The organism is Streptomyces sp. NPDC091387 (assembly GCF_044756945.1).
In the GTDB taxonomy this organism is placed as follows: Bacteria; Actinomycetota; Actinomycetes; order Streptomycetales; family Streptomycetaceae; genus Streptomyces.
Genome location: NZ_JBIVTZ010000007.1, coordinates 297482 through 324378, shown reverse-complemented (window position 1 = coordinate 324378; position 26897 = coordinate 297482). Strand labels below are relative to the sequence as shown.

At 73.0% G+C, this 26897-nt stretch carries 14 protein-coding genes; 8 read left to right on the top strand and 6 right to left on the bottom strand.

What is annotated here, in order from left to right; genetic code table 11:
* Positions 1–342: 342 nt before the first annotated feature.
* The 5 genes from tdh (at position 343) to ACIQM0_RS17010 (ending at position 4517) form a co-directional block, all read left to right on the top strand.
* Positions 343–1371 carry an L-threonine 3-dehydrogenase gene (tdh, locus tag ACIQM0_RS17030; RefSeq protein WP_363026237.1) on the top strand — a complete coding sequence of 343 codons (1029 nt, stop codon included), beginning with the start codon at positions 343–345 and terminating at the stop codon, positions 1369–1371.
* 53 nt (positions 1372–1424) lie between these two features.
* A complete protein-coding gene (locus tag ACIQM0_RS17025) occupies positions 1425–2618 on the top strand; it encodes a glycine C-acetyltransferase (RefSeq protein WP_401287018.1) in 1194 nt (397 codons plus the stop codon).
* Positions 2619–2674: 56 nt separating this feature from the next.
* Complete coding sequence (locus ACIQM0_RS17020) at positions 2675–3601, top strand: LysR family transcriptional regulator (RefSeq protein WP_401287015.1); 927 nt, start codon at positions 2675–2677, stop codon at positions 3599–3601.
* 141 nt (positions 3602–3742) lie between these two features.
* The gene (locus ACIQM0_RS17015; RefSeq protein WP_401287013.1) at positions 3743–4306 is read left to right on the top strand and encodes a cysteine hydrolase family protein; all 564 of its coding nucleotides are present in this window, start codon (positions 3743–3745) and stop codon (positions 4304–4306) included.
* An 85-nt stretch (positions 4307–4391) separates the two neighbouring features.
* Positions 4392–4517: a hypothetical protein gene (locus ACIQM0_RS17010; RefSeq protein ID WP_401287010.1), complete on the top strand. Its 126-nt coding sequence runs from the start codon at positions 4392–4394 to the stop codon at positions 4515–4517.
* Positions 4518–4741: 224 nt separating this feature from the next.
* Here the strand turns inward: ACIQM0_RS17010 and ACIQM0_RS17005 are convergent, their stop codons facing one another.
* The gene (locus tag ACIQM0_RS17005) at positions 4742–5128 is read right to left on the bottom strand and encodes a VOC family protein (protein WP_401287007.1); all 387 of its coding nucleotides are present in this window, start codon (positions 5126–5128) and stop codon (positions 4742–4744) included.
* Positions 5129–5208: 80 nt separating this feature from the next.
* On the opposite strand from ACIQM0_RS17005, the gene ACIQM0_RS17000 reads away from it, so the two are divergent.
* Positions 5209–5883: a nucleoside/nucleotide kinase family protein gene (locus ACIQM0_RS17000; RefSeq protein ID WP_401287004.1), complete on the top strand. Its 675-nt coding sequence runs from the start codon at positions 5209–5211 to the stop codon at positions 5881–5883.
* A 68-nt stretch (positions 5884–5951) separates the two neighbouring features.
* Entirely contained in the window at positions 5952–7082 is a 1131-nt protein-coding gene (locus tag ACIQM0_RS16995) for a M24 family metallopeptidase (RefSeq protein ID WP_401287001.1), read from the top strand.
* A 4-nt stretch (positions 7083–7086) separates the two neighbouring features.
* On the opposite strand, the gene treZ is transcribed toward ACIQM0_RS16995, so the two are convergent.
* Positions 7087–8847, bottom strand: a complete 1761-nt coding sequence (gene treZ / locus ACIQM0_RS16990) for a malto-oligosyltrehalose trehalohydrolase (protein ID WP_401286998.1) — start codon at positions 8845–8847, stop codon at positions 7087–7089.
* Between the two features lie 168 nt (positions 8848–9015).
* Between treZ and ACIQM0_RS16985 the strand changes: the two genes are divergently transcribed.
* Complete coding sequence (locus ACIQM0_RS16985) at positions 9016–10404, top strand: GH1 family beta-glucosidase (protein WP_401286995.1); 1389 nt, start codon at positions 9016–9018, stop codon at positions 10402–10404.
* A 21-nt stretch (positions 10405–10425) separates the two neighbouring features.
* Here ACIQM0_RS16985 and ACIQM0_RS16980 read toward each other — a convergent pair whose 3' ends face one another.
* From ACIQM0_RS16980 to ACIQM0_RS16965, 4 genes are all read right to left on the bottom strand, one after another.
* Positions 10426–11853 carry a hypothetical protein gene (locus tag ACIQM0_RS16980; RefSeq protein WP_401286993.1) on the bottom strand — a complete coding sequence of 476 codons (1428 nt, stop codon included), beginning with the start codon at positions 11851–11853 and terminating at the stop codon, positions 10426–10428.
* A 66-nt stretch (positions 11854–11919) separates the two neighbouring features.
* Positions 11920–14493: a hypothetical protein gene (locus ACIQM0_RS16975; protein WP_401286990.1), complete on the bottom strand. Its 2574-nt coding sequence runs from the start codon at positions 14491–14493 to the stop codon at positions 11920–11922.
* 94 nt (positions 14494–14587) lie between these two features.
* The gene (locus tag ACIQM0_RS16970; protein ID WP_401286987.1) at positions 14588–14890 is read right to left on the bottom strand and encodes a hypothetical protein; all 303 of its coding nucleotides are present in this window, start codon (positions 14888–14890) and stop codon (positions 14588–14590) included.
* Positions 14887–26895, bottom strand: a complete 12009-nt coding sequence (locus tag ACIQM0_RS16965) for a hypothetical protein (RefSeq protein ID WP_401286985.1) — start codon at positions 26893–26895, stop codon at positions 14887–14889. The genes ACIQM0_RS16970 and ACIQM0_RS16965 overlap by 4 nt, the downstream gene beginning before the upstream one ends.
* Positions 26896–26897: the final 2 nt, after the last annotated feature.

Below are 26897 nucleotides of genomic sequence, written 5' to 3'. Positions count from 1 at the left end.
CAATCCGGCCCACCGCGCCGCCGCCCCCGCGAGGGTGGCCTGTCCGCCGGATGGCGCACGCCGCGCCCGGCGGGGGAACCGTATTCCGGCCGCCGGCGCGTGGCCGGCGGCCGCACGCGGGGCGGGCGTGAAGCGGAGCTGCGGCCGCGCTTAAGAAAACCTCGATGGACCTGGGGCGCGCGGTACGGCAGATTTCTCCGTGACGGCAGAGGATGGTGCGCGGCAGCCGGTCGATGCGCGCTGCCACGCCGTCCCCTCATTCCTCCCCGGGCCGCAGGCTTCCTCTGGCATGCCCCCGGCCCGGGGAGATCAACGCCGTACCAGGTACAGGGAGCCGCAGCCGTGAAGGCACTCGTGAAGCAGAAGGCCGAGCCGGGACTCTGGCTGATGGACGTTCCCGAGCCGGAGACCGGCCCCTCGGACGTACTCATCAAGGTGCTCCGTACCGGCATCTGCGGTACCGACCTGCACATCCGCAACTACGACGGCTGGGCGCAGCAGGCGGTCACGACGCCGCTCGTCCTGGGCCACGAGTTCGTCGGCGAGGTCGCCGCGATCGGGTCCGACGTCGTGGACATCGCCGTCGGTGACCTGGTCAGCGGCGAGGGCCACCTGGTGTGCGGCAAGTGCCGCAACTGCCTGGCCGGCCGCCGCCACCTCTGCCGCTCCACGGTGGGGCTCGGCGTCGGCCGCGACGGGGCGTTCGCGGAGTACGTGGCGCTGCCCGCGTCCAACGTGTGGGTGCACCGGGTCCCCGTCGACCTGGACATCGCCGCGATCTTCGACCCGTTCGGCAACGCCGTGCACACCGCGCTGTCGTTCCCGCTCGTCGGTGAGGACGTCCTGATCACCGGCGCCGGCCCGATCGGCATCATGGCCGCGGCCGTCGCGAAGCACGCCGGTGCCCGCAACGTCGTCATCACCGACGTCAGCGAGGCCCGGCTCGAACTGGCCCGCAAGGTCGGTGTCAGCCTGGCCCTCAACGTCGGTGAGCTGACCATCGCCGACGGGCAGCGGGAGCTCGGACTGCGCGAGGGCTTCGACATCGGCCTGGAGATGTCCGGCCGCCCCGAGGCGATGCGCGACATGATCGCGAACATGACGCACGGCGGCCGCATCGCGATGCTCGGACTGCCGTCGGAGGACTTCGCCGTCGACTGGTCCCGGATCGTCACCTCCATGATCACGGTCAAGGGCATCTACGGCCGGGAGATGTACGAGACCTGGTACGCCATGTCCGTCCTGCTGGAGGGCGGCCTCGACCTCGCCCCCGTGATCACCGGCCGCTACGGCTACCGCGACTTCGAGGCGGCCTTCGACGACGCGGCGAGCGGACTCGGCGGCAAGGTCATCCTCGACTGGACCGTCTGACCTCCTGCCGCCCCCGTCCTGCCGCCCTCCGTACCCAGCTGGGAGACACCCTCATGTTCGACTCCGTACGCGACGACATGCGCACCACCCTCAAAGAGATCGAGGCCGCCGGGCTGCACAAGCCCGAGCGCGTGATCGGCACCCCGCAGTCCGCGACCGTTGCCGTCACCGCGGGAGGCCGCCCCGGTGAGGTGCTCAACTTCTGCGCCAACAACTACCTGGGCCTCGCCGACCACCCCGAGGTGATCGCCGCCGCGCACGAGGCGCTGGACCGCTGGGGCTACGGCATGGCCTCGGTCCGCTTCATCTGCGGCACCCAGGAGGTCCACAAGGAGCTGGAGCAGCGGCTCTCCTCCTTCCTGGGCCAGGAGGACACGATCCTCTACTCCTCCTGCTTCGACGCCAACGGCGGTGTCTTCGAGACCGTCCTCGGCCCGGAGGACGCGGTCATCTCCGACGCCCTCAACCACGCCTCGATCATCGACGGCATCCGGCTGTGCAAGGCCAAGCGCTTCCGCTACGCCAACCGCGACATGGCCGACCTGGAGAAGCAGCTCAAGGAGGCGTCCGGGGCCCGGCGCCGCCTCGTCGTCACCGACGGCGTCTTCTCCATGGACGGGTACGTCGCACCGCTGCGCGAGATCTGCGACCTGGCCGAGCGCTACGACGCCATGGTCATGGTCGACGACTCGCACGCCGTCGGCTTCGTCGGCCCCGGCGGGCGCGGCACGCCCGAGCTGCACGGCGTGATGGACCGCGTCGACATCATCACGGGCACGCTCGGCAAGGCACTCGGCGGCGCCTCCGGCGGTTATGTCGCGGCCCGCGCCGAGATCGTCGCGCTGCTGCGCCAGCGCTCGCGCCCGTACCTCTTCTCCAACTCGCTCGCCCCGGTCATCGCGGCGGCCTCCCTGAAGGTCATCGACCTGCTGGAGTCCGCCGGCGACCTGCGCGAGCAGCTCAACGCCAACACCGCGCTCTTCCGTACCCGGATGACCGAGGAAGGCTTCGACGTCCTGCCCGGCGACCACGCCATCGCCCCCGTGATGATCGGGGACGCGGCGAAGGCAGGCCGGATGGCGGAGCTTCTCCTGGAGCGCGGTGTGTACGTGATCGGGTTCTCGTACCCGGTCGTCCCGCAGGGCGCGGCCCGTATCCGCGTCCAGCTGTCCGCCGCGCACTCCACGGCCGACGTGAACCGCGCGGTCGACGCGTTCGTCGACGCGCGGGCAGCCCTGGGCGAGTAGGCCCCCGTCGCGGAGGGCGTCCCGGACCCCCTCCGCGACCTGGGACAATAGGGCACATGATCGATGCACGGCGGCTGCGCACCCTGCGTGCGGTGGCGGACCACCGCACGGTGACCGCCGCGGCCGCCGCGCTGTACCTGACCCCCTCCGCGGTCTCCCAGCAGCTGGCCGCGCTGGAGCAGGAGACCGGGCACCGGCTGGTCGAGCGCAACGCGCGCGGGGCCAGGCTCACGGCCGCCGGGGAGATCCTGCTGACCCACACCAACGCGGTGCTGGCCCAGCTGGAGCGGGCGGAGGCGGAGCTCGCCGCCTACGGCGCGGGTGACGCCGGGACGGTCACGGTCGCCGCGTTCGCCACCGGCATCGGCCTGGTCCTCGCCCCCGCGATCACCGCCCTCGGCGTGACCGCACCCGGCATCCGGGTCCGGGTCCAGGACGCGGAGGGCGACGCGAGCGTCCCGATGGTGCTGGACCGCCAGGTCGATGTGGCCGTCGCCGTCGAGTACCGGGGCGCCCCGGGCGAGGACGACCGCCGGCTGACCCGGGTGCCGCTGTACTCGGAGCCGTTCGACGCGGTGCTCCCGGTGCGGCACCGGCTGGCGGACCAGGAGCAGGTGGCGGTCGCCGATCTGGCGAAGGACACCTGGATCGGCCCCTACCCGGGCAACCCGTGCCATGACGTGGTGGTCCTGGCCTGCCAGTACGCGGGCTTCGAGCCCAGCCTCGAACACTCCTCCGACGACTTCCACGCGGTGGTCGCACTGGCGGGCGCGGATGCCGGAGTCGCCCTGGTCCCGAGGTCCGCGCTGCGCGGAATGGACCTGACCGACGTGGTGGTCCGCCCGGTGCACGGCAGCGCCCCGACCCGCCGGGTGTTCGCGGCGGTACGCCGGGGAGCGGAGGCGCATCCGCTGATCGCGCCGGTGCTGGACGCGCTGGCGGGGGCGGCGGGCGGCGTGGGTCTCGGGCGCGGGACGGGCTGAGGCGCCGGCCGCGGAGCCCCGGGCCTCGCTACGTATCTCCGTATTCTCCGAAATCTCCGTAATCTCGGGAATCGCCGCCCCGGCCCGGCCGATCGGCCAGACTTGCCCCTGTTCCTCCCGGTGACGAAAAGGACAGCAGGCATGGCGAACAGCGCGCTCCTGGTGATGGACGTCCAGCGCGACATCGTGGACATCACCGGGGCCGGCTCCGGATACCTGTCGCGCCTGAGCGGAGCGATCGAGGGTGCCCGCGCGGCGGCCATCCCCGTGATCTACGTGGCCATCGCGTTGCCCCCGGACGATCCGGAGGTCAGCCCGCGCAACAGGGTGATCACGGACGCGGTGCGGGCCGGCTGGTTCACCGAGGGCGAGCCCGGCACCGCGATCCATCCCGACGTCGCGCCCCGGCCGGGCGAGGCCCTGGTCACCAAGAGGCGGGGGAGCGCGTTCTCGGGCAGCGACTTCGACCTGGTGCTCAGGGCGCGCGGCGTCGACAGCCTCGTGGTCACCGGCATCGCCACCAGCGGCGTGGTGCTCTCCACCCTGTGCCAGGCCGTCGACCTGGACCTCGGCCTCACCGTCCTGGCGGACGCCTGCCTCGACACCGACCCCGAGCTGCACCGGGTCCTCACCGGGAAGCTGTTCCCGCGGTGGGGGGACGTCATCACCGTCGAGGACTGGCTCAAGGCCATCGCCCCTCAGTAACCGGCGGCCGGTCCCGCGCCCGGCCGCTCCTCCGCCCGCCCCGGAGCCGCCCCGGCCCGCGCCGCCCCGCGTCCCCGGGAGCAGCGTGCCGGCCGCCGCGGCCGCCGTCACGGTCAGCGCCGGGCAGCGGTCCGGTTCCGGATCGCCGGTCTCGCGGTGGGCCAGCACGACGGCCGAGCGCAGCACGCCCGTCGCGGCGGACACCCCGTGAGCCCCGCGCACGGCCTCGGCCGCGTCCGACGGGAGGCCGGCGGCGGGACCGGTCACCACCAGGTCCGCCCGCAGGGCGGCCGCGGCCCGGCGGTCGGCGGCCCGCTCCAGCGTCGTGCCCGCCGTCAGCTGCACGCAGACGAACGCGGCCGGCACGGTCCACCGCCGGGTCCTCGCCGTGCCGGCGTACCTGGAGGGCAACGGGACGCGCTGAGCCACCCGGGGTCAGGCGGGCTGGAGCAGGTCCCAGCGGTTGCCGTACAGGTCCTCGAAGACGGCGACCGAACCGTAGACCTCGTGCCGGGGCTCCTCCAGGAACCGCACCCCGGCCGCCGTCATGCGTGCGTGGTCGGCCGCGAAGTCCTCCGTATGGAGGAAGAAGCCGACCCGGCCACCGGTCTGCGCCCCGACGCTCGCCCCCTGCTCCTCGTCCTTGGCGCGGGCCAGCAGCAGCCCCGTACCGTGCCCGCCGCGCGGCCGGACGACGACCCAGCGGGAGCCGTCGCCCCGGTCGGTGTCCTCGACCAGCTCGAAGCCGAGGGCGTCGGTGTAGAAGGCGCGGGCCTCGTCGTAGTCGCGGACGACCAGGGTGACCAGAGCGATGTGCGGCATGGGGTTCCTCGGTGCTCGGGGCGGGCGGGGGAGGGGTACGGCCCGGAGGCCGCCGGGCCCGTAGCGGGACAATATCCGCCATGGACACCAGTGACCTCACCGGGCTGACGGCCCGCGCCCGTCGGCTCGCCCTGGCCGGGAAGCGCCGCGTCCTCGGAATCGCCGGTCCGCCGGGCGCCGGGAAGTCCACCCTCGCCGGACGACTGGCCGACGCCCTCGGGCCGCTCGCCGTGCTGGTGCCCATGGACGGTTTCCACCTCGCCCAGGCCGAACTGGAACGGCTCGGCCGGGCGGACCGCAAGGGCGCGCCGGACACCTTCGACGCCGCCGGGTACGCCGCCCTGCTCCGGCGGCTCCGGGCACCGGAACCGGGAACCGTCGTGTACGCCCCCGCGTTCGACCGGGCCCTGGAACAGCCGGTCGCCGGGTCCGTCCCGGTCGGTCCGGACGTTCCGCTGGTCATCACCGAGGGCAACTACCTGCTGCACGGGGAGGACGGCTGGGCGCCGGTGCGCGCGCTGCTCGACGAGGCGTGGTACCTCGAACTCGACCAGGACGTACGGATGAGCAGGCTCGTCGACCGGCACGTCCGGTTCGGGAAGCCGCGGCCCTACGCGGAGCGCTGGGTCGCCGGCTCCGACGAGGCGAACGCCCGGCTCGTCGCCCCCGGCCGCGACCGGGCCGACCTCGTCGTACGGCTCGGGCAGGCGCCGGCTCCCGGAGCCCGGGAGGAACCGCGCGGCCCCCGCCCCTGACCGCTCGCGTCCGGCGGTCCGTACCGGCAGGATGCAGGGAGCCGTTCCGTGCCGCCAGGAGGTCCCGCATGTCCAGCCCGAACCAGCCCGTGCCGTTCACCGCCGACGACTACCGGGCCCGGATGGCGCGTGCCGCCGAGAGCGCCGCCGCCGCCGGACTCGCGGGCGTACTGGTCGCGCCCGGACCCGATCTGGTCTATCTGACGGGGTACCGGCCCACCGCGATCACCGAGCGGCTCACCCTGCTCGTCCTCGCCGCCGGGCAGGACCCCGTCCTGGTCGTACCGACGCTGGAGGCGCCGGACGCCGAGCAGGCCGTGGGCGCGCCCGCCCTGACCCTGCGGGACTGGACGGACGGCAAGGACCCGTACGCCGTCACCGCGCCGCTGCTCGACGCGAAGGGGCGGTTCGGGATCAGCGACAACGCCTGGGCGATGCATCTGCTCGGCCTCCAGCAGCACCTGCCCGGGACCTCGTACGCCTCGCTCACCGAGGCGCTGCCGATGCTGCGCGCCGTGAAGGACGCCGCCGAGCTGGAGCGGATCGCCGCGGCGGGCGCCGCCGCCGACGCCACGTACGAGGAGATCCTCAAGGTCCGGTTCGCGGGCCGCGCGGAGACCGAGGTCGCCGCCGATCTGGCCCGGCTGCTCACCGAGTACGGGCACTCCCAGGTCGACTTCACCGTGGTCGGCTCCGGGCCGAACGGCGCCAACCCGCACCACGAGGCGGGGAGCCGCACCATCGAGCGGGGCGACATGGTCGTCCTCGACTTCGGCGGCCTCAAGCACGGCTACGGCTCCGACACCTCCCGTACGGTCCACGTCGGTGAACCCACCGCGCAGGAGCAGCGGGTCCACGACATCGTGCGCGAGGCGCAGGAGGCCGGCTGCGGGGCGGTCCGGCCCGGTGCCGCCTGCCAGGACATCGACCGGGCCGCCCGCGCGGTCATCACCGAGTTCGGCTACGGCGACCGGTTCATCCACCGCACGGGCCACGGCATCGGCGTCACCACCCACGAGCCCCCGTACATGATCGAGGGCGAGGAGCAGCCGCTCGTCCCCGGCATGTGCTTCTCCGTGGAACCCGGCGTCTATCTGCCGGGCCGGTTCGGCGTGCGGATCGAGGACATCGTGACCGTCACGGAGGACGGCGGCCGGCGCCTCAACGCCACCGCACGCGAACTGGCGATCGTCGAGTAGCGCCTCAGCCGTCGGCCAGCACCACGCACGACTCCGGCGGGAGGTGCAGCGCCCCGTCCGCGCCGGGCGCCTCGACCGGCAGCCAGGCGGCCAGCACCCGGCCCCCGCCGCTGCGGTGCCGGCCGCCCCCGAGCGGGATCGTGGCGGGCTTCTCGTCCAGGTTGACCGCGATCCGCAGATCGCCCCTGCGGAAGGCGAGCCAGCGGGCCTCGTCGTCGTACGCCGGTTTCACCGTGGCCAGATCCGGGTCGCAGAGGTCGGGCATGGTGCGGCGCAGCGCGATCAGCTCGCGGTACCAGGCGTGCAGCCGGGCGTGCGGCTCCCGGCCGGGTTCGCTCCAGTCCAGACAGGAGCGGTCCCGGGTGGCCGGGTCCTGCGGGTCCGGGATGTCCTCCTCCGGCCAGCCGTGCGCGCCGAACTCCCGCCGTCTGCCGTTGCGTACCGCCTCGGCCAGCTCCGGATCGGTGTGGTCGGTGAAGAACTGCCAGGGCGTACGGGCGCCCCACTCCTCGCCCATGAACAGCATCGGCGTGAACGGCCCGGTCAGCACGAGCGCCGCCGCGCAGGCCAGCAGACCGGGGGAGAGGGAGGCGGCGAGCCGGTCTCCGAGCGCCCGGTTGCCGATCTGGTCATGGGTCTGGGCGTAGCCGACGAAGCGGTGGGCGGCACTGCGGGTGACGTCGACGGGGCGGCCGTGCGTGCGGCCGCGGAAGCCGGAGTACGTACCGTCGTGGAAGAAGGCGTGCGTCACCGTCTTGGCGAGCGCGGCGAGCGGGGCGGCGGCGAAGTCCGCGTAGTAGCCCTGGGACTCGCCGGTGAGCGCGGTGTGCAGACAGTGGTGGAAGTCGTCGTTCCACTGCGCGTGCAGACCGGTGCCGCCCGACTCCCGGGGCGTCGTCGTACGGGGGTCGCAGAGGTCGGACTCCGCGATCAGCGAGAGCGGACGGGCCAGTTCGGCGGAGAGCGCGTCGGTCGCCGCCGACAGCTCCTCCAGGAACGTCAGCGCCCGGTTGTCGGCCAGCGCGTGGACCGCGTCGAGCCGCAGGCCGTCCAGGCGGTAGTCGCGCAGCCAGGCGAGCGCGCTGCCCAGCAGGAACGCCCGCACCTCGTCGGAGCCGGGGGCGTCCAGATTGACCGCCGCGCCCCACGGCGTGTGGTGCGTCTCGGTGAAGTACGGGCCGAAGGCGGGGAGGTGGTTGCCGGAGGGGCCCAGGTGGTTGTGGACCACGTCCAGCACGACGGCGAGCCCCAGCCCGTGCGCCGTGTCGACAAAGCGCTTCAGTCCCTCCGGGCCGCCGTACGGCTCGTGCACGGCCCACAGCGACACCCCCTCGTACCCCCAGCCGTGGACACCGGGGAAGGGGCAGACCGGCATCAGCGAGACATGGGTGATGCCCAGCTCCGCCAGATGCCCGAGCCGCGCCGCCGCCGCGTCGAAGGTGCCCTCCGCGGTGTACGTGCCGATGTGCAGCTCGTACAGGACGGCGCCCGGCAGCCCGCGCCCCGCCCAGTCCTCGCGCCACTGGTACGTGGAGTGGTCGACGACCGCGCTCTCGCCGTCCGGCCCGTCCGGCTGGCGGCGCGAGCGGGGGTCGGGGAGCACCGGCCCGCCGTCGAGGACGAACCCGTAGCGGTCACCGTCCGCGGCCCGCGCGTCGGCCGTCCACCAGCCCGCCCGTACGGGATCGCGCTCCATGGACCGCGGCTCACCCGCCAGCCGCAGAACGGCCGATCCCGCCTCCGGTGCCCATACCTCGAACAGCATGCGCGTCTCCTCGTCTCCTCGTCCCGGCCCATGGTCGGCAGAAGCCGCGATCACCGACCGCTGACACTGGATCCAGCCCGTTACCGGCGATTAAGGTCTGGTCCTGATCACTGCCCTGCCGGCTTCTGCCATACGCACTCCCTCTTACCTACGGCTGTGGAGGCCGAGATGACTGTGCCGACGTTCCCGCCCGGTTTCCTCTGGGGAGCCTCCGCCTCCGCGTTCCAGACCGAGGGGGCCGCCGACACCGACGGCAAGGGCCCCTCCGGCTGGGACGCCTTCGCCGCGCAGCCCGGACGGATCAAGGACGGCACCGACACCGGGCGCGGCACCGGCTTCCACCGGCACTACCGCGAGGACGTCGCCCTGCTGGCCGGCCTCGGCGCCGACGCCTTCCGGTTCTCGGTGAGCTGGCCGCGCGTCGTCCCCGGCGGCAGCGGGCCGGTCAACCCCCAGGGGCTCGACTTCTACGACCGCCTCGTCGACGAACTCTGCGCCCGCGGGATCACCCCCGCCCCCACCCTCTACCACTGGGACACCCCGCTCCCCCTGGACGAGGCCGGCGGCTGGCTCAACCGGGACACCGCCTACCGCTTCGCCGAGTACGCGGGCATCGTCGCCGAGCGCCTCGCCGACCGCGTCCCCATGTGGATCACCCTCAACGAACCCGCCGAAGTGACCTTGCTCGGCTACGCGCTCGGCCAGCACGCACCCGGCCGCGCCCTCCTCTTCGACGCGCTGCCCGCCGCCCACCACCAGCTCCTCGGCCACGGCCTGGCCGTACGCGCCCTGCGCGCCGCGGGGGCCGACAACATCGGCATCGCCGTCTCGCACTCCCCGGTCTGGACCGCGGGCGAGAGCGAGGAGGACCGCTTCGCCGCCGAGCTGTACGACACGCTGACCAACCGGCTGTTCTCCGACCCGCTCCTCACCGGCCGCTACCCCGACGAGAACTTCGCCGCACTGATGCCCGGCCCGGTCGAGGACGACCTGAAGACCATCTCCACCCCGCTCGACTGGTACGGGGTCAACTACTACAACCCCACACGCGTCGGCGCGCCCAGGGGCGATTCCCTCGACACCTTCGCCGGCTTCGACATGCCCGCCGAACTGCCCTTCGGGATACGGGAGATAGAGGGCTACGAGACGACCGACTTCGGCTGGCCCGTCGTTCCCGACGGACTGCGCGAGACCCTCGTCCAGCTGAGCACCCGCTACGGAAACCGGCTCCCGCCGCTCTACATCACCGAGAACGGCTGCGCCTTCGACGAACCGACCGAGGACACCCGCCGGATCGCCTTCCTCGACGCCCATCTGCAGTCCCTGCGGTCGGCCGTCGACGCGGGCGTCGACGTACGCGGCTACTTCACCTGGTCGCTCACCGACAACATCGAGTGGACCGAGGGGGTCAGCAAGCGGTTCGGCCTGGTCCACATCGACTACGAGACGCTGCGGCGCACGCCCAAGGACTCGTACGCCTGGTACCGCGACGTGATCAGGGAGCAGAAGCGGCAGGGCGCCGGTCCGTGCGACCGGACCGGCGCGGACCGGGCCTGAGGACCGGCCCCGGGCACCCGGTCACGACGCCGTGCAGTTGACCCTGATCGGAGCGGCTGCGGCATGCCGGTTGCCCGAGGTCTTGCCGCGGTTCTCCAGCACGATGGATATCTTGCCCGTGCTCACCGGGAACGTTCCGGCGTTGATCCACTGACCCAGGTGCGAGGTCTGGTTGATCTCGAAGGTGCCGATCTGGGTGCTCGGCTTGGCCTCGAAGTAGCGGTGGACGGCGTAGTGCGCCGGGTTGCCGCCGACCCGGCTGATGTTCTTGACGTTCGGGATGTAGACGGACACCTGGCAGCTGCCTTTGGTCACGGACCCGGTGGGGAACTTCCACTGGGCGTAGCCGGTGGATTTCGTGGTGCTGTTGGACAGCGGCACGCTGTAGTAGAACCCGCTGCATCCGTAGGACGTCTGGCTGCCCGTGCTGCCGACCCAGCCCTCGCCGCCCTTGCGCCACCGGTTGGACGTGGCGAAGCCGGGGGTGTCGCAGCCGGGGCCGATGAAGTGGCTGTACGTCACCGGGGCCGCCCGCTCCTGCTGGGTCGACACGGGTTTGTCGGCCGGTTTCGCGGCGCTGCTCTTTGCTGCCGAAGACTTGGACGCCGAAGGCGTGGCGTGCTTCTCTGCCTTGCTGTCCTTGGCGTCCTTAATGTCCATGGTGTCCTTGGCGTCCTTGGACACTTCGCCGGTGTCCGTGGCGAGACTCTTCGTCCCGGCCTCGTGCACTCCGCCCGTCGCCGGGCGGCCCGTTCCCGAGCCGCCCGTCCCCGAACCGCCGGAGGGCTCGCCGTCGGACTTCGGCAGCTTGTCACCGGGCGCGTTCTGCCGGCCCGGCACGAAACCAGGGCCCGAGCCGTCGGGGCCCATCCGGCTGCCCGCGGGTGCCAGTGCGGAGGACGGCGAGGCGTCGTCACCCGATCCGGACAGCCCGGAGATCAGGAACGGCACACCGACCAGGACCAGCCCGCCCGCCACGGCTGCCGCGATCAGGGGCTTGCCGGGGCGGCCCAGCGGGAGCACGCCGGTGCGGCGGGCGCCGGTGGTGGTGGCGGTGGCCTTTGCGGTCTTGGCCTTGGTCTCGGTCTCGGCGGAGGTGGCCGCGCCGGTCGTGGCGACAGCGGCGACGGTGGCGGCTTCCGGCGCGGTCTCCGCCTCGGGCTGCTCCTCGGCCTCGGCCTCGGCCTCCGCCCCTGCCCCTGTCTCTGTCTCGGCCTCCGTTCGGGAGGGTTCCTCGCCCTCGGCGGCGGCCGGGGCGGCGGAAGCGGACACGGTGGCCGGGGTGCCGCTGCCGGATGACGGGGCGGCGGCGGTCCCGGCCTCCGGCTTCGCGGGGAACAGTCCGGTGGACGGCTCCTCGGCCAGGACCGTAACCGCCGCGGCGCGGGGGACCGGTGAGCCGGGAGTGCCGGACTCCGCACCGGCTGCGGCTGACTCGCTGGTTGCCATGACATGCCTCTCGGACGGATCAGGATGGGGGACGGGAAAACGGGCGGCCGGGTGCCGGCCGCCGGATCAGGTAGAGCCGGGGAAGTGGCCGGTGCAGCGCTCCGGCCACCTGGCGGCCGTCGCACCGCCGTCCCGGCGCGCCGCCTCGTCGAGCCGGGCGACCGCCTCGTCCGACGGCGCCCGGAACTGGCGCGTCCCGCCCGGGATTTCGGCCAGCAGCACCCGTGCCGGGGCCTCCTCGGACGCCTCGTGCCGGGCCAGTACGGAGAATTCGGTACCCGCCGCGAAGAGCGCCGTCGCACCGCTGTCACCCGGGGCCGCCAGCACCGACGTACGGCGTGCGGTCACCGGCCTTATGACGTAACGGACATGGCCGTCCGGCGGCGCCGGAGCACCCTTCTGCTCCAGGTGCACGACGTCGAGCGGCGCGTCGCAGCGCAGCACGGTTCCCGGAACGGCGTCGTCCGCGACGCCGGGCCCCGGCACGGCCCGGAGCAGGGTCCCCCGCAGCGCGGGCAGTCTGCGCAGCCCGGAGGCGAGACAGGCGGCGTACGGCGCCAGCCCGCCCCCGCCCGAGGCCGCGTCGGAGGCGAGCGCGAGCGCTCCGAACCGTCCGTCCGGCGCGGCCGTCAGATACAGGTGTACGGCGACGAGGTCGATCCGGGCCTGCTCCTCCTCGGGCCCTCGCAGGGCGGGGAGATGCACCAGCGCCCGGTTGACCGGCCCGGTGTGCTCCTCCCAGACGGACGCCGCGAGTTCGCGGAAGGCGGCCCGGTCGGCGCCACTGCTGAGGCCGGTCGGGGCCGGGGCGGTGGGGTGCCGGGACGGTGCGGCGGCGACGCGGACCGGCGGCTCAGGTGCGCGCGGAGCCGGAGCCGGGGCCCGGTTCGTCGGGGACGCCGGCGTGCTCGGGGCCGATGCGACCTGCGGGGCCGTCCGGGGCTCCGGGGCCTGCGGGAGCGGCCCGGCTTCCGGCGCGGGCGAGCTGGGCAGTCCGGTGTGGCCGCTGCTGGTGGCCGGACGGGAGGCAGGTGCGGGGGCCGGGACGGGGGCCTGGGCAGTGGCCTGGGCCGGGGGCGGCGTCGCGGTGCGCGGCACGGCGGCGCTCGTCGGGGGCGCGGACGCGGCGGGTATGGACGCGGCGGGTACGGGCGCGGCGGGTATGGGCGCGGGTGTCGCAGTCGCAGCCGCTGCGGACCGCGTGGGCGGCGCGGCGAACATCAGCGCGTTCCGTACCGCGAAGCGCCGCAGCGCGTCCACCGTCTCCGCGCCCGCACCGGCGGGCGAGGCGATCTCGGCGTGCTCACGGACCTGGGCGTCCAGCTCCGGCAACAGGGCGGCGAGCGCTTTCAGCAGGGCGCCCCGGGTCGGTCCGTCGCCGTCCGTGTCCGCCACCTCGATCCGCACCGCCCGTGCCTCGGCGGGCCGGTCGCGTACCGCCGCCGGGGGGTCGGGGGTGGCGCCCACCCACAATCCGGCCCGCACCGCGACCACGTACGATCCGCCGGGCAGGCGCCCCACAGCGGGTTCCGAATCCGGGCCGGTCACGGCGTCGGGCAGCAGCCACCGCACCGGACGCGGGGCCGCCGTCTCCGCTTCCGTCTCCGCCGGGGCGCAGCTCACCGCGGCGAGCAGCGCGGGCCAGGTGCTCTCGCCCTCGGCCGAGACCAGCCGTACCTGTTCCTGGTGCGTACCGTCCGAGGGGTTCGGCACGGAGAGCGGGAGGCCCGTGCAGACCTCCACTTCGGTGCCGAGCAGGTCCGCCACGCGCTGGGCGACGGGCAGCAGATCGTTTCCGCCGCCGGGGGCCAGCCGCACCCGGTCCCGCAGTTCCGCCGGCAGCCGGGCGAGCAGCGTCGCCAGGTCCTCCGCGAGGTCGTTCCGGCTGTCCGCGCCGTTCACCAGCACGGTCAGCCGGTCCGGGTGCACGGCGAGGGCGAACGCCAGATCGCCGGGACGGGGCGCCGCCGCTCCCGTGGGGTGCAGCAGCAGGCCCGCGGGTATCTGCCGGACCGTGTGGTCGCCCAGTTCGCCCAGCGGCACCCGGGCCAGTGCGCGCTGCCAGCGCGGGGCGGGTATGCGCGCTCCCAGCGCCAAGGGCTCCGCGCCCGGCGCGAAGCGCCACCAGCCGCCCGCCGGGCTCGCGGGCTCGGTCACGTACAGCCCACCGCCGGGCACCAGGACCGCGGCGGCGTCCGGCGCCTCGATCTCGACGTCCCACGCGTCGGCCAGGCGTTGGGCCAGCGGAAGCTGCCCGTCGGGCTTCCGCGCGGCGGCGCCGGACATCACCAGCCGGGCGGCGGACCGGTGTTCGTCGCGCAGCCGGGCGAGCAGGCCGCCCAGCTCCTCGCCGAGGTTCCCCGCCGCGTCCGGAGCGACATCGACGATGACCACCGGGCGCTCCCGCTCGACGCGCAGGCTCCGGGCCAGCTCCCGCACGGAGGTACGGCGGTCGGCGGAGGAGCGCAGCAGGAACCCGGACGCGCCGCCGGGACCGGAACCCGCGCCGAACTCGTCGAGGACCGTGCGGGGGCCCTCCGGATCACGGGCGACGGGGCCGGGCACGGCAGGGCCGGGGGACGGTTCCGCCGCCGAGCGCCGTCCGCGCCACCGGGGCAGCCGCGAGGTCAGTCCGCTCATCGGGAGCCCTCCCGACGGGTGAAGCCGCTGCGCTGCACTGACCCTCCATCAACGATTGTGCCTGGTTGAGACGCTGACCATAGCTCCCGGACGTTCACGCGGGACCCGCAGGGCCGGTGGCGGACCCGCCGGTGAGGATGTCCAGGGCGAGGTCGGAGAGCGCCGAGGGGGCGGGTCCGGGTGCGAACGGCGGCGCGGTGTCCGCGTCCGTCTCCGCCGACGGTCCGGTGCTCGACCCGGCCCGCCGCAGAGCCGCCAACCGGGCTCCCGCGAGGCGGAGTTCAGCCTGCCGCAATGCCCATTCCGACTCGGCGGCCTCGACGCGCGACGCCGGCTCCCAGCCATCCACGGGCTCTCCCGCCGCCATGGGTCCCTGCTTCTCCCGCGTGTCCGTCACGTCGCCCTCCCCGAGCCGCCGCCCAGGCTGGTGCCCGCCATCATGCTGGAGAGCTCGGTCGCGCCCGTCCGGAGCTTCGGGGGCATACGGCCGTTGTGGTGGGTGCCGCCGCCGGGGCGCTTGGAGCCGGTCTCCGGCAGTTGTTCGATGTAGGCGCTCCAGCCCCGCTCACCGCGCGGACCCTGGACATGCCACTCGATCACGAGGCGCCGCGAAACGCTGCTCCCCGGCGACTGCGTGGCGTACGGCTCGCCGTTGAGGCCCCGCACCTCGATGCTCATGCCAAGGGCCGACGCGTACCTGCCGAGCAGGAAGTGCGCGTCGGGGCCCAGCGTGAACTCCTGCCCGTGGCGCAGTTCCGTGAAGCTCTGGCCAGGGGAGTGCAGGGCCCCGGTGGCCAGCCGGGTGAAGAGTTCCTCCACGCCGATGCCGTGCCGGTCCGCCTCCGCGACCAGGGTGCCGACTTCCCGGAGGGAGTTCGTGTTCGCGTACAGCCCCCGCCAGACCGTCTGGAGGACGCTCTCGCCGCCCGGTTCCCCGTGCGGCACGCTGTCGAGTGCCCGGAAGAGGGTTCCCCGGGGCCCGAGAGGCGGCACGAGCTGCCCGGCCGGCACATGGCCCTCGCGGAACGACGGCAGGTACTCGTGTGCGAAGTACCGAAGGTGGTCCAGGAAGTACGGGTTGTCCGCGCTCAGCGCGAGGGCCCGGGAGAACAGCCTGATGCTGTTCGGGTCGATGCCCGCCCAGATGACCGGGTCCGGATCCCGTGACACCTTGTCGGAGATCGACACACTGACCGAGTTCACTCCCGGCACACCGAGCCGCGGGTCGAGATGCGCCGCCAGCCCCGGGGCCCGGTCGGCCACGGGTGTGCCGTGGACGAGCGGGGTGGTGGGGTGCACGGGCCACAGCGGACTGTTGGTGTGCACCGGCTGCGTCGCGCTGCCCCAAAGGGGCTGGCCCTTCATGCCGGGAACCTGGCTGACGGAGTCCAGGACCTCCTGGTCCTGGTACTCCGCGAGACCCCAGATATCGCGGAACGGTGCCAGTTGAAGGCCCCTGCGCCCCGCCTGGACGTTGCCCAGTCCCGGTTCGCTCTGGTGGAACATCCGCTGGAACGGGTTGGTGAGCCCCACGTGGTCCTGCGGCAGCGCCCCGGTCGCCCAGCGCCCCGCGACCAGCCGGGACAGATCGGTGAGGACCGCCGCCTGCTCGAACTCCACGACGAAGGCGGTGCCCCGCCGCGGCAGCACCTGGTTCTCGGCCGCGACCTTGCGCCGGGTGTGCTGTGCTTCGAGCCGCCGCGCGTACGCCCACCGCCGCCTGAGGTGAGTGGTGAAGTCGGCATGCGGGGCGGGCGGCCGCGGCAGCGGCAGGTCCTCCCGCAGCTCCCACGTGTTGACCCGGTTCAGTGACTGGCTCAGGTTGTGGAACTCCGCCCCGCCCAGCCCGAAACGCAGCTGGTGCCGGTCCGGCGCGCCCCTGAGCAGAGTGGCTGCCGCGTCCACGAAGAGGTTGGGCTCGGGCGAGTACGGCAGCAACGGGTGCAGGCCGCGCAGCCGGGTCCGTACCCGCATGTCGTGGGTGATCTCGCTCCGGACCGTCTCCAGCATCTCCTCGAACGACGAGGTCGCCGGTCTGCCTCTCTCGGCCAGCAGCGCCGCGTACCGGCTCTCGGTCAGCTCCTTCAGCCGTGCGGTCGCCGCCGTCTCGTCCGGGCGCGGCAGCCGGTAGCCGCCCGACATCATCAGCGGGCGCAGCGGCAGAGCGTCCTCGCCCGTCTCCAGCCGGGACTCGAACCAGCTGAAGACATGCGTGTTCCGGGTGGTCGCGCCGTCGCGCGTGGAGACCACGTGCGGATAGGTGTCGAAGTCCATGAACGCGATGTACGGGTGGGTCCGCCGGTCCATCATCGAGCGCACCAGATGGCGGTTGGCGTTGCTTTCCAGGACGTTGTTGCGGGCCGTCCCGAACGGGAAGGCCTTGCCGTCCGGCCAGGTCATGGTCATCGGGACCAGGGCCAGCGGGCGTGCGAAGGTGGCCCGCGTCGCCGCGTGGCGCACGGTCGCGGCGATCTCGGCGTGCTTCGCGGCGATGCTTTCGGCCTTGGCCGCCTTGGTCTGCCGCCCTCCCCCGGGGGGCCCTTCCACGCGTGCGTTGACGCCGACGACGACCGCCACCCGTCCCGGGTACCCCTCCAGTTCCTCGGTGACCGCGTCCAGGAACTCCTGGAGCCGCTCGGGGTGTTCGCTCAGCTCGCGCGCGGAGACGATCGCGTTGACGACGTAGGAGACCGGAAACGCCTGGCCGGACCGGTCCGGATCGTCCGGCAGGCTGTTTTGCAGCCAGTCCTGGTACTCGCTCTCGGTCAGGTCGTGGAGGCTCGCCGGTGGCACGAGATCGCTGAACGCCTGGTTGACGTAGGTGAGCGTGGAAGTCTGCGGGCGGTTGCCCGGGGCGGGCACGGACCACTCGTGGCCGGGGTGGGTGCGCTCGGACTCGACCACCTCGACCGGGGCCGGCTCGTCGAGGTCCATCGGTGTCGCCTGCGGTACCGACCGGGATGCCGTCTCCGGCTGGTCGAGGTCCATCGCCATCAGATCGGAGGCGTGGTCCCAGGCACTACTGGAGACGCGATCGGATTCGTCGCCCGGAGCGAACGGGGCGTCGCCGAACGGCCCGTCGCCGTGATCGTCGGCGATCCGGGCGCGCGCCTGAGCGGCGGCGGAGATCCGCAGGCTCTCGTTCTGCTCGGCCCGGCGCAGATCCAGCTCCCGGCGCGCGGTCAGGACGGCGAGTTCGGCCACCCGGAACCGCCGAAGGGCCTCCTGTTCCGGGTCGTTCCGTTCCGCGGCCTCCCCGGCGTCCTTGTTCTTCCCCGCGTCCTCGTCCAGGGGCTCCCGCGTCGTCCGGTCGGTCGCGGTGTGCAGCGGGACGACCGCGTTCTCGCTGACCCGCTCGATGGTGGCGAGGTAGTCGTGCGGAAGGTTCTCCAGGCTCTCCTGCGCGGTGCTCACCATGAGGCCCTCGCGACGCACCCCGCTCGCCAGGTCGTCGCGCCGGAACAGATGGCGTTCCTCGGGCCGTTCCGCGGCGTCGGAGTACTCGTCGGCCAGCCCGAGGTAGTGCAGGATCTCGTGAGTGAGTACCGCGTCGCTGTGCCCGACGTCCCACCTGCGCTGGTCGGCGCGCACCGGCGGACCGTCCGACTGCGACAGCGTCACCACCTCACTGTGCCCGGCCGACTCCACGAACTCCACCGTGACGTGCAGCTGGTCCCCCGAGTCCGGCAGCGTGTAGCCGGTGTTGACATGGGCGTCCAGCGCCGCCTGGAGGCGGGCCCGCAACGCCGACAGGTCCTGCGCGCCCAGCCCGTCGGTGAGCCGCACCGGCAGCGTCACGAAGAACTGCCGGACCGTCCGCCCGTCCGGCATCCGCATCCGGCGTACATGGCTGCGGATCAGGGTCAGCGAACCGTCGAGGCGCCCCGCCTCGCGACGGGACTGCACCCGCTTCGGGTCGAACCGCTCGGTGTGCACGGCGGCGGTCGTCGTCTCGTGGAACGCGGCCACCTCGTGCGGAAGCACGGGGCTCTCCGTGCGCTCGCCCCTCCTGCGGCCGCTGTGGGCGGCCGTGGCGGGCGGCGTCGTGCCCTCGCCCGGGGCCCGGGGGGCCGGCCACTGGGGGGTGAGCGAGGCCAGCGACTGAGCGGTCGGGTCCGAGAGCGGCGGCAGCAGGAGACCGGGCACTCCGGTACCGCCCGTCCGGTGCGCCCGCGCGATCCCGGCGCCGAGGGCGAGCAGCTCGACCCCGGTCTCGATGTGCCGCGCGTTCGCCCGCTCGACGGCCTGGCGCGCCTCGTGCCACTGGTGTTCCAGCCGCGCGGTGTCCTCGGCCCGTGCCGCCCGCTCCAGCACGGCGTCCGCCTCACCCAGGGACCGGGCCGCCGCGTCCAGATCCTCGTACGCCGTGACGGCCTGCTCCAGCTCGGCCACCGCGTCGAGCAGCATGGTCTGCCGCCGGGCCAGGGCGTCGTCCCGGCCGGGGGCCGCCGCGGTAAGGCGCTCGCGGGTGGACTCCATCATGCGGGTCGCGTCCAGGAGGGCCTTGCCGGCCTCTTTCCTCGTGCGGCCGAGGCCCGTCACGAGATCCTGCTGGTCCGCGTACACCTGCTGTGCCCGTTGCCGGTCGAGAGCGGCGGCGGCACGGAGAGCGGTGGCCTGCCGCAGCGCTTCTGGCGGGTCCGGGGCGGGGCTGGGCGGTCTGCCGTGCTCCTCCTCGAACAGGCGCAACCGTTCACGTGCGGCGTCGAGCCGGGCCTGCGCGCCGTTCCGGTCGGGGAACACGGTGCTGTCCGGGACCAGGGTCCAGACGCGGGTTCCGTCGCCGTCGCGCAGCGCCAGCTCCAGCGTCCGCCCGCTCTCCTCGGCGATGGACTGCGCCCGGTAGAGCGCCTCGATCCGGGCGGCCGGGGTGGGGGCCGGGCCCAGGTCGAGCCACAGCTGCACCACGGCTCCCGGCGGCAGCACGTCGCCGGAGGCGGTGATCAGCTGTGCGACCTGTGCGGGAGCCAGTTCGCGTACGTCCGGCGCGGACAGGTCCCACACCCCCTCGCCGCGGTGCCCTTCGGGGAGGACTCCGAGGCCCAGCAGATCGCGTTCGGACACCCGCAGCAACGCGGTGCCCGTCGCGTACCGCACCTCCCCGGTCGGGCCGGTCAGCGTGGTGACGGTGTCGACCTCGACCTCGTACGTACGCAGCCCCTGGTCGGCCCCGGGCATGCCCGCGGTGCCGGTCTTCTCCCAGTGCCGGGAGAGTGCCGACACCCCGCCGCCCTGACCGCCCGGGGTGGACTGGTTCGACAGGAGGGGCGCCGATCCGCCGAAGTCGAAGCCGCCCTTCGAGCCCAGAGTTCCGGACACGCCCAGGGTGAAGGAGCTGCTGCGGGACGTCGAGGAGCCGGACGTCGTACTGAAGCCCGTCACCCGCACCCGGTCGACCGTCACATTCCGGGCGGTGTCGATCAGCCGGGGCCGGAACACCCGCGTGGACAGGGTGATCATGGGGTGCTTCGCCGTCCCGGTGACGGTCCCGCCCGCGCCGGCGGCCGCGCGCACCGGGTCCATGGTGATGGTCCCGCCGTGCAGCAGCTCGGTCAGCCGCACCGCCGCACCCTCGGACGAGCTTCCGGAGCCGAGGCCCTCGCCGGCCAGCTCGGGCGCCAGCTCCCGCACGGCGAGCAGCAGGTCCTGCTGGTTGCTGAGCGCGTACGCGACCTCGTTGCCGGTCGGCCGCAGCGGTGCCGCCGTGGCGAGCGGGCCGAAGAGGGTGGGGTCCTCGGTCGCGACCACGTAGTCGAGCCGCTCCCTCTCCGGCAGGGGCGCCGGGGCCTGCTGCTGGGCGTGGTCCCCGGAGAACCGCAGGGTGACCCGGCCGGGCACGTCCACGGACGGACGGGTCCCGGACCCGCCCTCGACGTGGAGGTCGGCGGTGAACACGTACCCGAGCGTGAACTCGTTGCCGCCCTCGACGCGTTGCCACAGCCGGTCCTCTGCGGTGAGCGTCGTGCTCACGTTGTCCGAACGGGTCGTCGAGCCGCCGGCGGAAGGACTGAACGTCGCCCTGCGGGAGTTCTCACCGGACATCGGCACCACGATGCTGCCCGGCAGCGAGAAGCCCCAGCGGGTGGTGCGGGCCTGGCTCCGGGTGACGTTCGCGGGGGAGTGGGCGGAGTAGTTCTCCACCCCCGCACCCCGGTCGCCGCTCCGGCCCGTCACCAGCAGGAGCTGCTCCTTCGTCCACGCGGGCCTGCCGTGCACCCGCAGCGTGACGGTACGGGTGGTCGGACCGCCGGTGTACGGGAAGCTGAAACTCAGCGGCCCGCCCGCGCCGCGGCCGGGCAGCGCGCCGAGAGCGGCGGGCGAGGTGTAGTCCGCGATGCGCTGCGCCAGCCCGGGTGCGTAGTCGCGGTGGCCGGGCGTGAGGCTGCCAGGCGCGTGCTCCTCGACCAGGCCGGTGAGCCGCTCGCGCAGCAGATGGGGTCGGCGCGGGTCCTCGTTGGTGGTGGGGCGGGGCCGGTCCGTGTGCGCGGTCTCCTGCTCCTCGGCCGTCTGCCCGGCGACGCCCTGCTCCTGGGAGTCGCTCCCGTCGGTCAGGGCAGGACTCGGCTCCGGGACGGGGGCCGGGAGCGGCGCTGCCAGGGGCGTCGCCTCCAGCACCGCCGCGAGTCCGAGCGCGCCGTGCTCGACGAAGCGGTACGGCAGCCGGGCGGTGGCGGGGCGGGACGTCCCGGTCTCCTCGCCCGCGACCCACTCCAGCATCGTGCCGCCGCGCCGGAGCTGATCGGCCGTGGCCAGGAACGTGATGCCGCCCGGCACATGGACCGTGCGCGTCACCGAGGCGGCCGACCGGTTCAGCGGCGAGACCCGCCGGTGCCCCCGGCGGACCGTCACCTCGTACGTGATGTCCGCGCCGATCCGGTGATGGGTGCCGTCCTCCACGGGCACCCGCGTCATGTTGGTCGACGCCGACGTCGTCACCGAGTTGCCGGTCCCCCGCCCGTAGACGCCCTTGCCGCCCGCGCCGCCCGTGGGCGGCTTCGGCGCGGCGGGCGCGGACGGATCAGCGGTGACGGGCGGCCCGGCGGCGGCCTGCTCGGCCTCCTCCCGGCTCTGGCCGTACTTCACCGTGAATCCGGGCCCGCCCTCGTGCGAGGTGGTCCGGGTGACCTGGTGGGAGGCGCTGTCGGTGACACCGAGGTCCGTCTCGCCGTACTGCCGGACCGTGCCCAGGTCCTGCGGATTGCTGAGCACGGCCCGTACCTCGACGACCAGGTCGGTGCCGCCCGACACCCCCGGCGCGAACAGGTCGTCGATGACGAAGACACCCTTCACCATCTGGTGCGCGCGCGACATCAGGGCGGCGGGCGTCAGCTGTGCGTGCAGCGCCTCGTGCAGCAGCATGCCCTGGTCGGAGAGGTCACCGGTGGACACGGTCTGCCGGACCACCGTGGCCATGGACAGCACCGAGTCGACGACGGACCTCGCGGCACCGGCGGCCGCCGCCCACCAGGACGACGACGAGGGGGCGTTGGCCGGGGCCGTGGCCAACGGACGTTCCGTACTGACGGGCAGGGCCGGGCCGTGGCCGGAACCACCGGCGTTGCCCAGTTCGTTCAGCTCGATGTCGCCCGCGTGCTCCTGCGGGTACGCGCCGGGCATCGTCGACGGCCGCGCACTCCGCGTCGGGAGGGGCCCGGTCTGCTGCTGCGCGGACTCCTCCTCCACCGGGGGCGCCGCGAGGTCCGACAGGATCGAGTCGACCGCCTCGTACAGCTGCTTGCTGCCGCGTACGACGTCGACGAGGGAGCTGTCGGGCAGCAGGAACGTCTCCTGCTCCGGCGGCAGCGGCGTGCCGGCCTGCTGGAGCACCGCTGCCCCGTATGCCTCGGAGAAACCCTCGGTGCGCTTCTCCGGCACCGCCAGATCGACGGAGACCGGCTGCCCGGCCGAGGTGAACGGACCGGGCGGCAGCGGACCTGAACCACCGGTGATCTCGGCCGCGAACACGGCCGGTACCCGGAAGACCTCCGTCTTCTGCTGGGTCGTACTGATCATCTGCGCGTGCGAGACCGAAGCCCCGGCCGTCGAGGTGTCCGTCGTCTGCCAGGTGCCCTTGTAGTCCGCGGTGAGAGCGCCCCTGAAGTGACCGGGCGCGAGACCGGTCAGCTGGGTGCCCAGCTGGAAGGTGCCGGAGCTGCCGGACGACTGCTGGCTGGTTCCGGGCACGGACAGGCTGCTGATGCTCGGCAGGTGGACATCGCTCAGTGAGGTGACGTGGGTGGGGGCTGTGGTGTCCTGGGGATCGCGGTCCAGGGTGAGGCGGAGCCGGACGCGGTCCACACCGCCGCCGAGTCCGGGCTTGCCGAAGTGCAGGACGAGGCCGCCGTCCACCAGTTCGTCCATGGTGCCCAGCAGACCGTGCTGCGAGCCGAGCACGGAGAGCTTGCGCAGGTTCTCCAGACGGGCCTTGACCAGGCGCTCGTCCATGAGCGTGCCGTCCTGCCCGCCGGGCCTCGGCAGGTAGCCGTTGTCGCTGAGCCAGTCGCGCGCCTGCTCAAGGACCGCGGTGATGCCCGCGCCGTTCACCCGCAGGGGGGTGGTGGTGAGGCCGATGGCGTCCAGCCGCGTCACTTCCGTGGGCGCCTGCTTCTGCGCACCGGCCGCGGGCACGGCGCCCAGCGCGGTCCGCGGGGTGAGCGTCCGGAGCCGCACCGGAGTCACCGGCATCGTCTCGGGGGTGGTCCGTGTGCCGTCCGCCGCGATGAACTCCACGCTGTAGACCACGTTCGCCGGGGTGAGCACGTGACCGCCGTTGGTGCGGATGTTGTGTGTCACCCCGTGCGTGGCGCCCGCGCCGAGACTCTTGTCCTGCTGAACGCCGAAGCCGCCCTTGGGCTGTACGGAGCCACCCAGATGGAAGTCCCGGAACGACATGTCCGCCTCCGCCGGCTTCACGTTGAACACTGCGCCGAATCCGCCCTCGACGCTGTACGCCTGGGACACCTTCGCCAGCGAGTCGGTCTTCAGCTGACGTTCCAGGAAGCGTTCCAGGCTGTACTTCGGACCGACCCGGATGTCCTGGCCCTCGCGGCGGGTCACCTCCGCGGTGACCCTGAACACGCCGACGGCGTTGCCGCGCTTGTCCAGCAGGACCGGCGACCACGTACCCGTGCTGCCGCCGGGGTCGTCCGTCGTCCGTTGCAGGGGGAGGGCCCCGAGCAGGTGCTCGGCGCCGAAGTACTTCTGCACGGCGGCCAGCGACCCGGGCCCGAGACCGTCGAGCCGGCCGCCGAACCGGGCCCGCACCGCGCGCAGCAGGCTGCCGGGATCGGACATCGAGTCCATCACCCACAGCGGCGAATCGTTCAGGTGCGCCTGGAAACCGACGGTGTCCTCCTGGCGGAAGACGTTGCCGCCCGCTGTCCCGTGACCGGGCAGGGCCAGGTGCTCGGGGAACCAGGCCGACACCGTGCCGAGTTCCCGCACCCCCGTCCGGTCCGGCGGGATCTCCTGGAACGGGGGCGTGGAAGCCTCCCGCACCCGGCCCAGCGCGGTGTAGTCGAAGGGGCTGGCCGGCTCCGAACTGCGCAGCAGACTGGTGGAGTTGACCGCACTGCTCACCGTCGTCGACAGGTTCGTCTGCTGATGGGTGATGCTGAAGCTCAACGAGGTGGGCACACTGGTGAGGAAGCTCTTGATCACGCTGAAGGTGTTCGAGAACGGATTCAGGGAGATGGTGCGCACAGCGGTGGTCGAGGCCGTGGACGTGCTGTCGAACGCGGCCGCGTGCCGCTGCTCGTTGTTGTGCGGCGGCATCCGGCTACCCGCGCCGAACAGCGCGGAGGGCCTGGGCCGCTCCAGTTGCAGCTGCACGGCCAGCGAGCGCGGCCGGCCGTTGACGTCCAGGGTGATCGCGTGGCCGTCCCTGCTGAGCAGCATCAGACGGTTGTCCTGGAGGGCCTGCGGGGAGAGCAGTTCGGCCAGCCGGTCGCGCGCGTCGGCGCGCGCGGTCTCGGTCAGGGGGCCGGCGACCCTCTCCAGCGTGGTGAGCGCCTCCTGCTGGAGGGCCGTGGCGACCTGGTCCGAGATCGGCGCGAGGTGGACGCCGCTGACGCCTTCGGAGGCGTGGGTGCCCAACCGCCGCACCTCGTCGGACAGTTGCACGTTCGAGGGCGGGGGCGGGGGCGGGGGCGGGAGTGGCGGAGTGGAATGGCTCGGGCCGGGAGCGCCGTCGCTCTCGTTGCCGCCGTCCATGTCTATGCGGACGTCGGTGTCGGTGTCGATGGCGATCACGGTGTGCGGTGCTTGGCTGCTGGTCCAGGCGGGGGCGGTCGCCTTGGCGGACTCGTCGGTTTCGCTGGACTCGCCGGAATCGTTGGAGTTCTCGGACGGGGCGAGGCGGGACTCGGCGGGGGTGAGCTGGGTATCGGACTGCGAGAGCGTCCGCGGTGCGGAGTGCGGGTCCTCGGCCGCGGAGGATTCCTCCTGGACCCGCACCTGTGCCTGCTCCTCCACGGTGGGTTTCGTCGAGGTCGTGTTCGGCCCGTTCGACGCGCTGTTCATGTCCGAGGACGTGGTCTGATCGTTCGCACTCGACGTGATCGGCTTGCTGTTGGACGGAGTGGACGACAACGAGGAAGTCGGCGAGGAGGACGCGGACGCCGACGGCGATACGGACGGTGCGGAGGCCGGCGTGTTCGCTGACGTGGTGGACGGGACGGTGGTGCCCTGGGGCATCGTCGACGGCGCCGCCACGACGGGCTGGACACCGCCCTCACCGGTGCCGTCGTTCTCGTCGTCGCTGACGAGGTTGCCGTGGTCCTCGCGTGAGGGACCGGACACGTCGAGCAGCTCGAAGCCCTCGTCGTCGTACGACTTCTCTTTCACGGAGGAGGAGTTGTCGGTGGTGCTGGACACCGTGCCGTCGTCGTCCGTGGAGAGCGGCGACGAGGTGTCGCTCAGGTCATGGCTCAGGCCGTCGCTCGCCGTGACCGGGCCCGACTGCGCTCCCGGACCGCCGCCCGCGTTGCTCCCCGTGCCGCCGCCGGACTCGTAGCCCGTGGAACCGCCCGGGGTCTCAAGACCGCCGCCGGGCAGTTTGAACCCGGCCTCCAGCGTCTGGTTGCGCAGATTGCCCCCGAGCTTGTCGCCCGCGCCCTCCAGTATGTGTCCGACGCGCCCCTCCACCATGCCGGAGCCGAAGGTCAGGCCCGAGGTGCTGAACGTGTGCTCGTCGCTGAAGAACAGGTTGTAGAAGCCCTCGGAGACCGCCGCGTGCGCTCCCTCGGACACGCCCTCGGTGATGCCGTGGACCCCGGACTGGGCCATCGCCCGTATGGCGCTCCTGCCGAGCTGGTCGGCCGCGCCCTGGCCGAGGATCTTGCCCAGGGCGCCGTTGCCCTCCTTGGCGAGCGGCTCGAGCGCGTCGTCCAGCAGCTTCGGGAGGTCCTTCTTGCCGGTGTTCTCCAGCAGCGTCCTCGCCCAGTCGCGGCCGACGGCACCCGCCTTGTCGCCGCCCAGGTGGTTGCCGAAGGTCTCACCGATGTTGCGGACGAACCTGTCCCCGGCCGCCTTGCCGCCCGGTCCCGTGGTGTGGGGGATGTCGTTCGCGAAGTTCCTGGCGAAGTCCTCGCCGAACGTCTTCGGGGCTTTCGGCCCGGCGCCCTTCGGACCCTTGGGGCCCTGCACGGGCGGCTGCGGGAACGCCTTGTCGAGCTCCTTGCCCAGCTGCTTACCGCCGCCCTTGCCGAAGAGGTCGGCGAGCCTCTTGCCCAGCTTGTTGCCCAGGAACTGGAACGGTCCGGCCAGGAACCCCTGGATCGTGCCGGACAGCGCCGCGCCCTTGGTCAGGTCGCCCTCGTACTCGTCGCGCGTGCCCTTGTTGAGCTGCGACCACTGGACCAGCAGGTCCATCGCGACGCCCATGCCCACGTTGATCAGCTGGTGCATCAACAGGGTCATCAGCGCCCGCCCGAGCCACGAGCGGATCAGGAACCGCACGATCGCGCACTTCGCCAGGTACGCCTGGATCGACGCCCCGAAGAAGAACGCCAGCGCCGCCGCGACGACCGCCTCGAACAGCAGCTCCACCAGCTGGGCGATGATCATGTACTTGGTGTACTGGAGCTGCGTCGCGGCCTTGCGGGTGTACGTCGCCAGCAGCTGCGCCTGGTCGGCGACCGCGTCGAAGTAGTTGAGCCCCTCCTCGCCGATGAAGCTCTTCATCGCCGCCTGGTACATCGCGGCGGCGTCACCGTCGAAGCTCTCGCTGGTGTAGCCGAGGGCAGCGGCGATCTGCTGCTTCATGTCGTTGTTCAGCTTGCCGTGCAGGTCCTTGTGGACCTCGGCCAGCGCGAACAGCTTGTCCTCGTCGCCGTTCGGCGGTACTTCACCGGTCAGCGCGGCGAACAGCCAGGCACAGTCGGGAGGGAACTCCAGGGACAAGG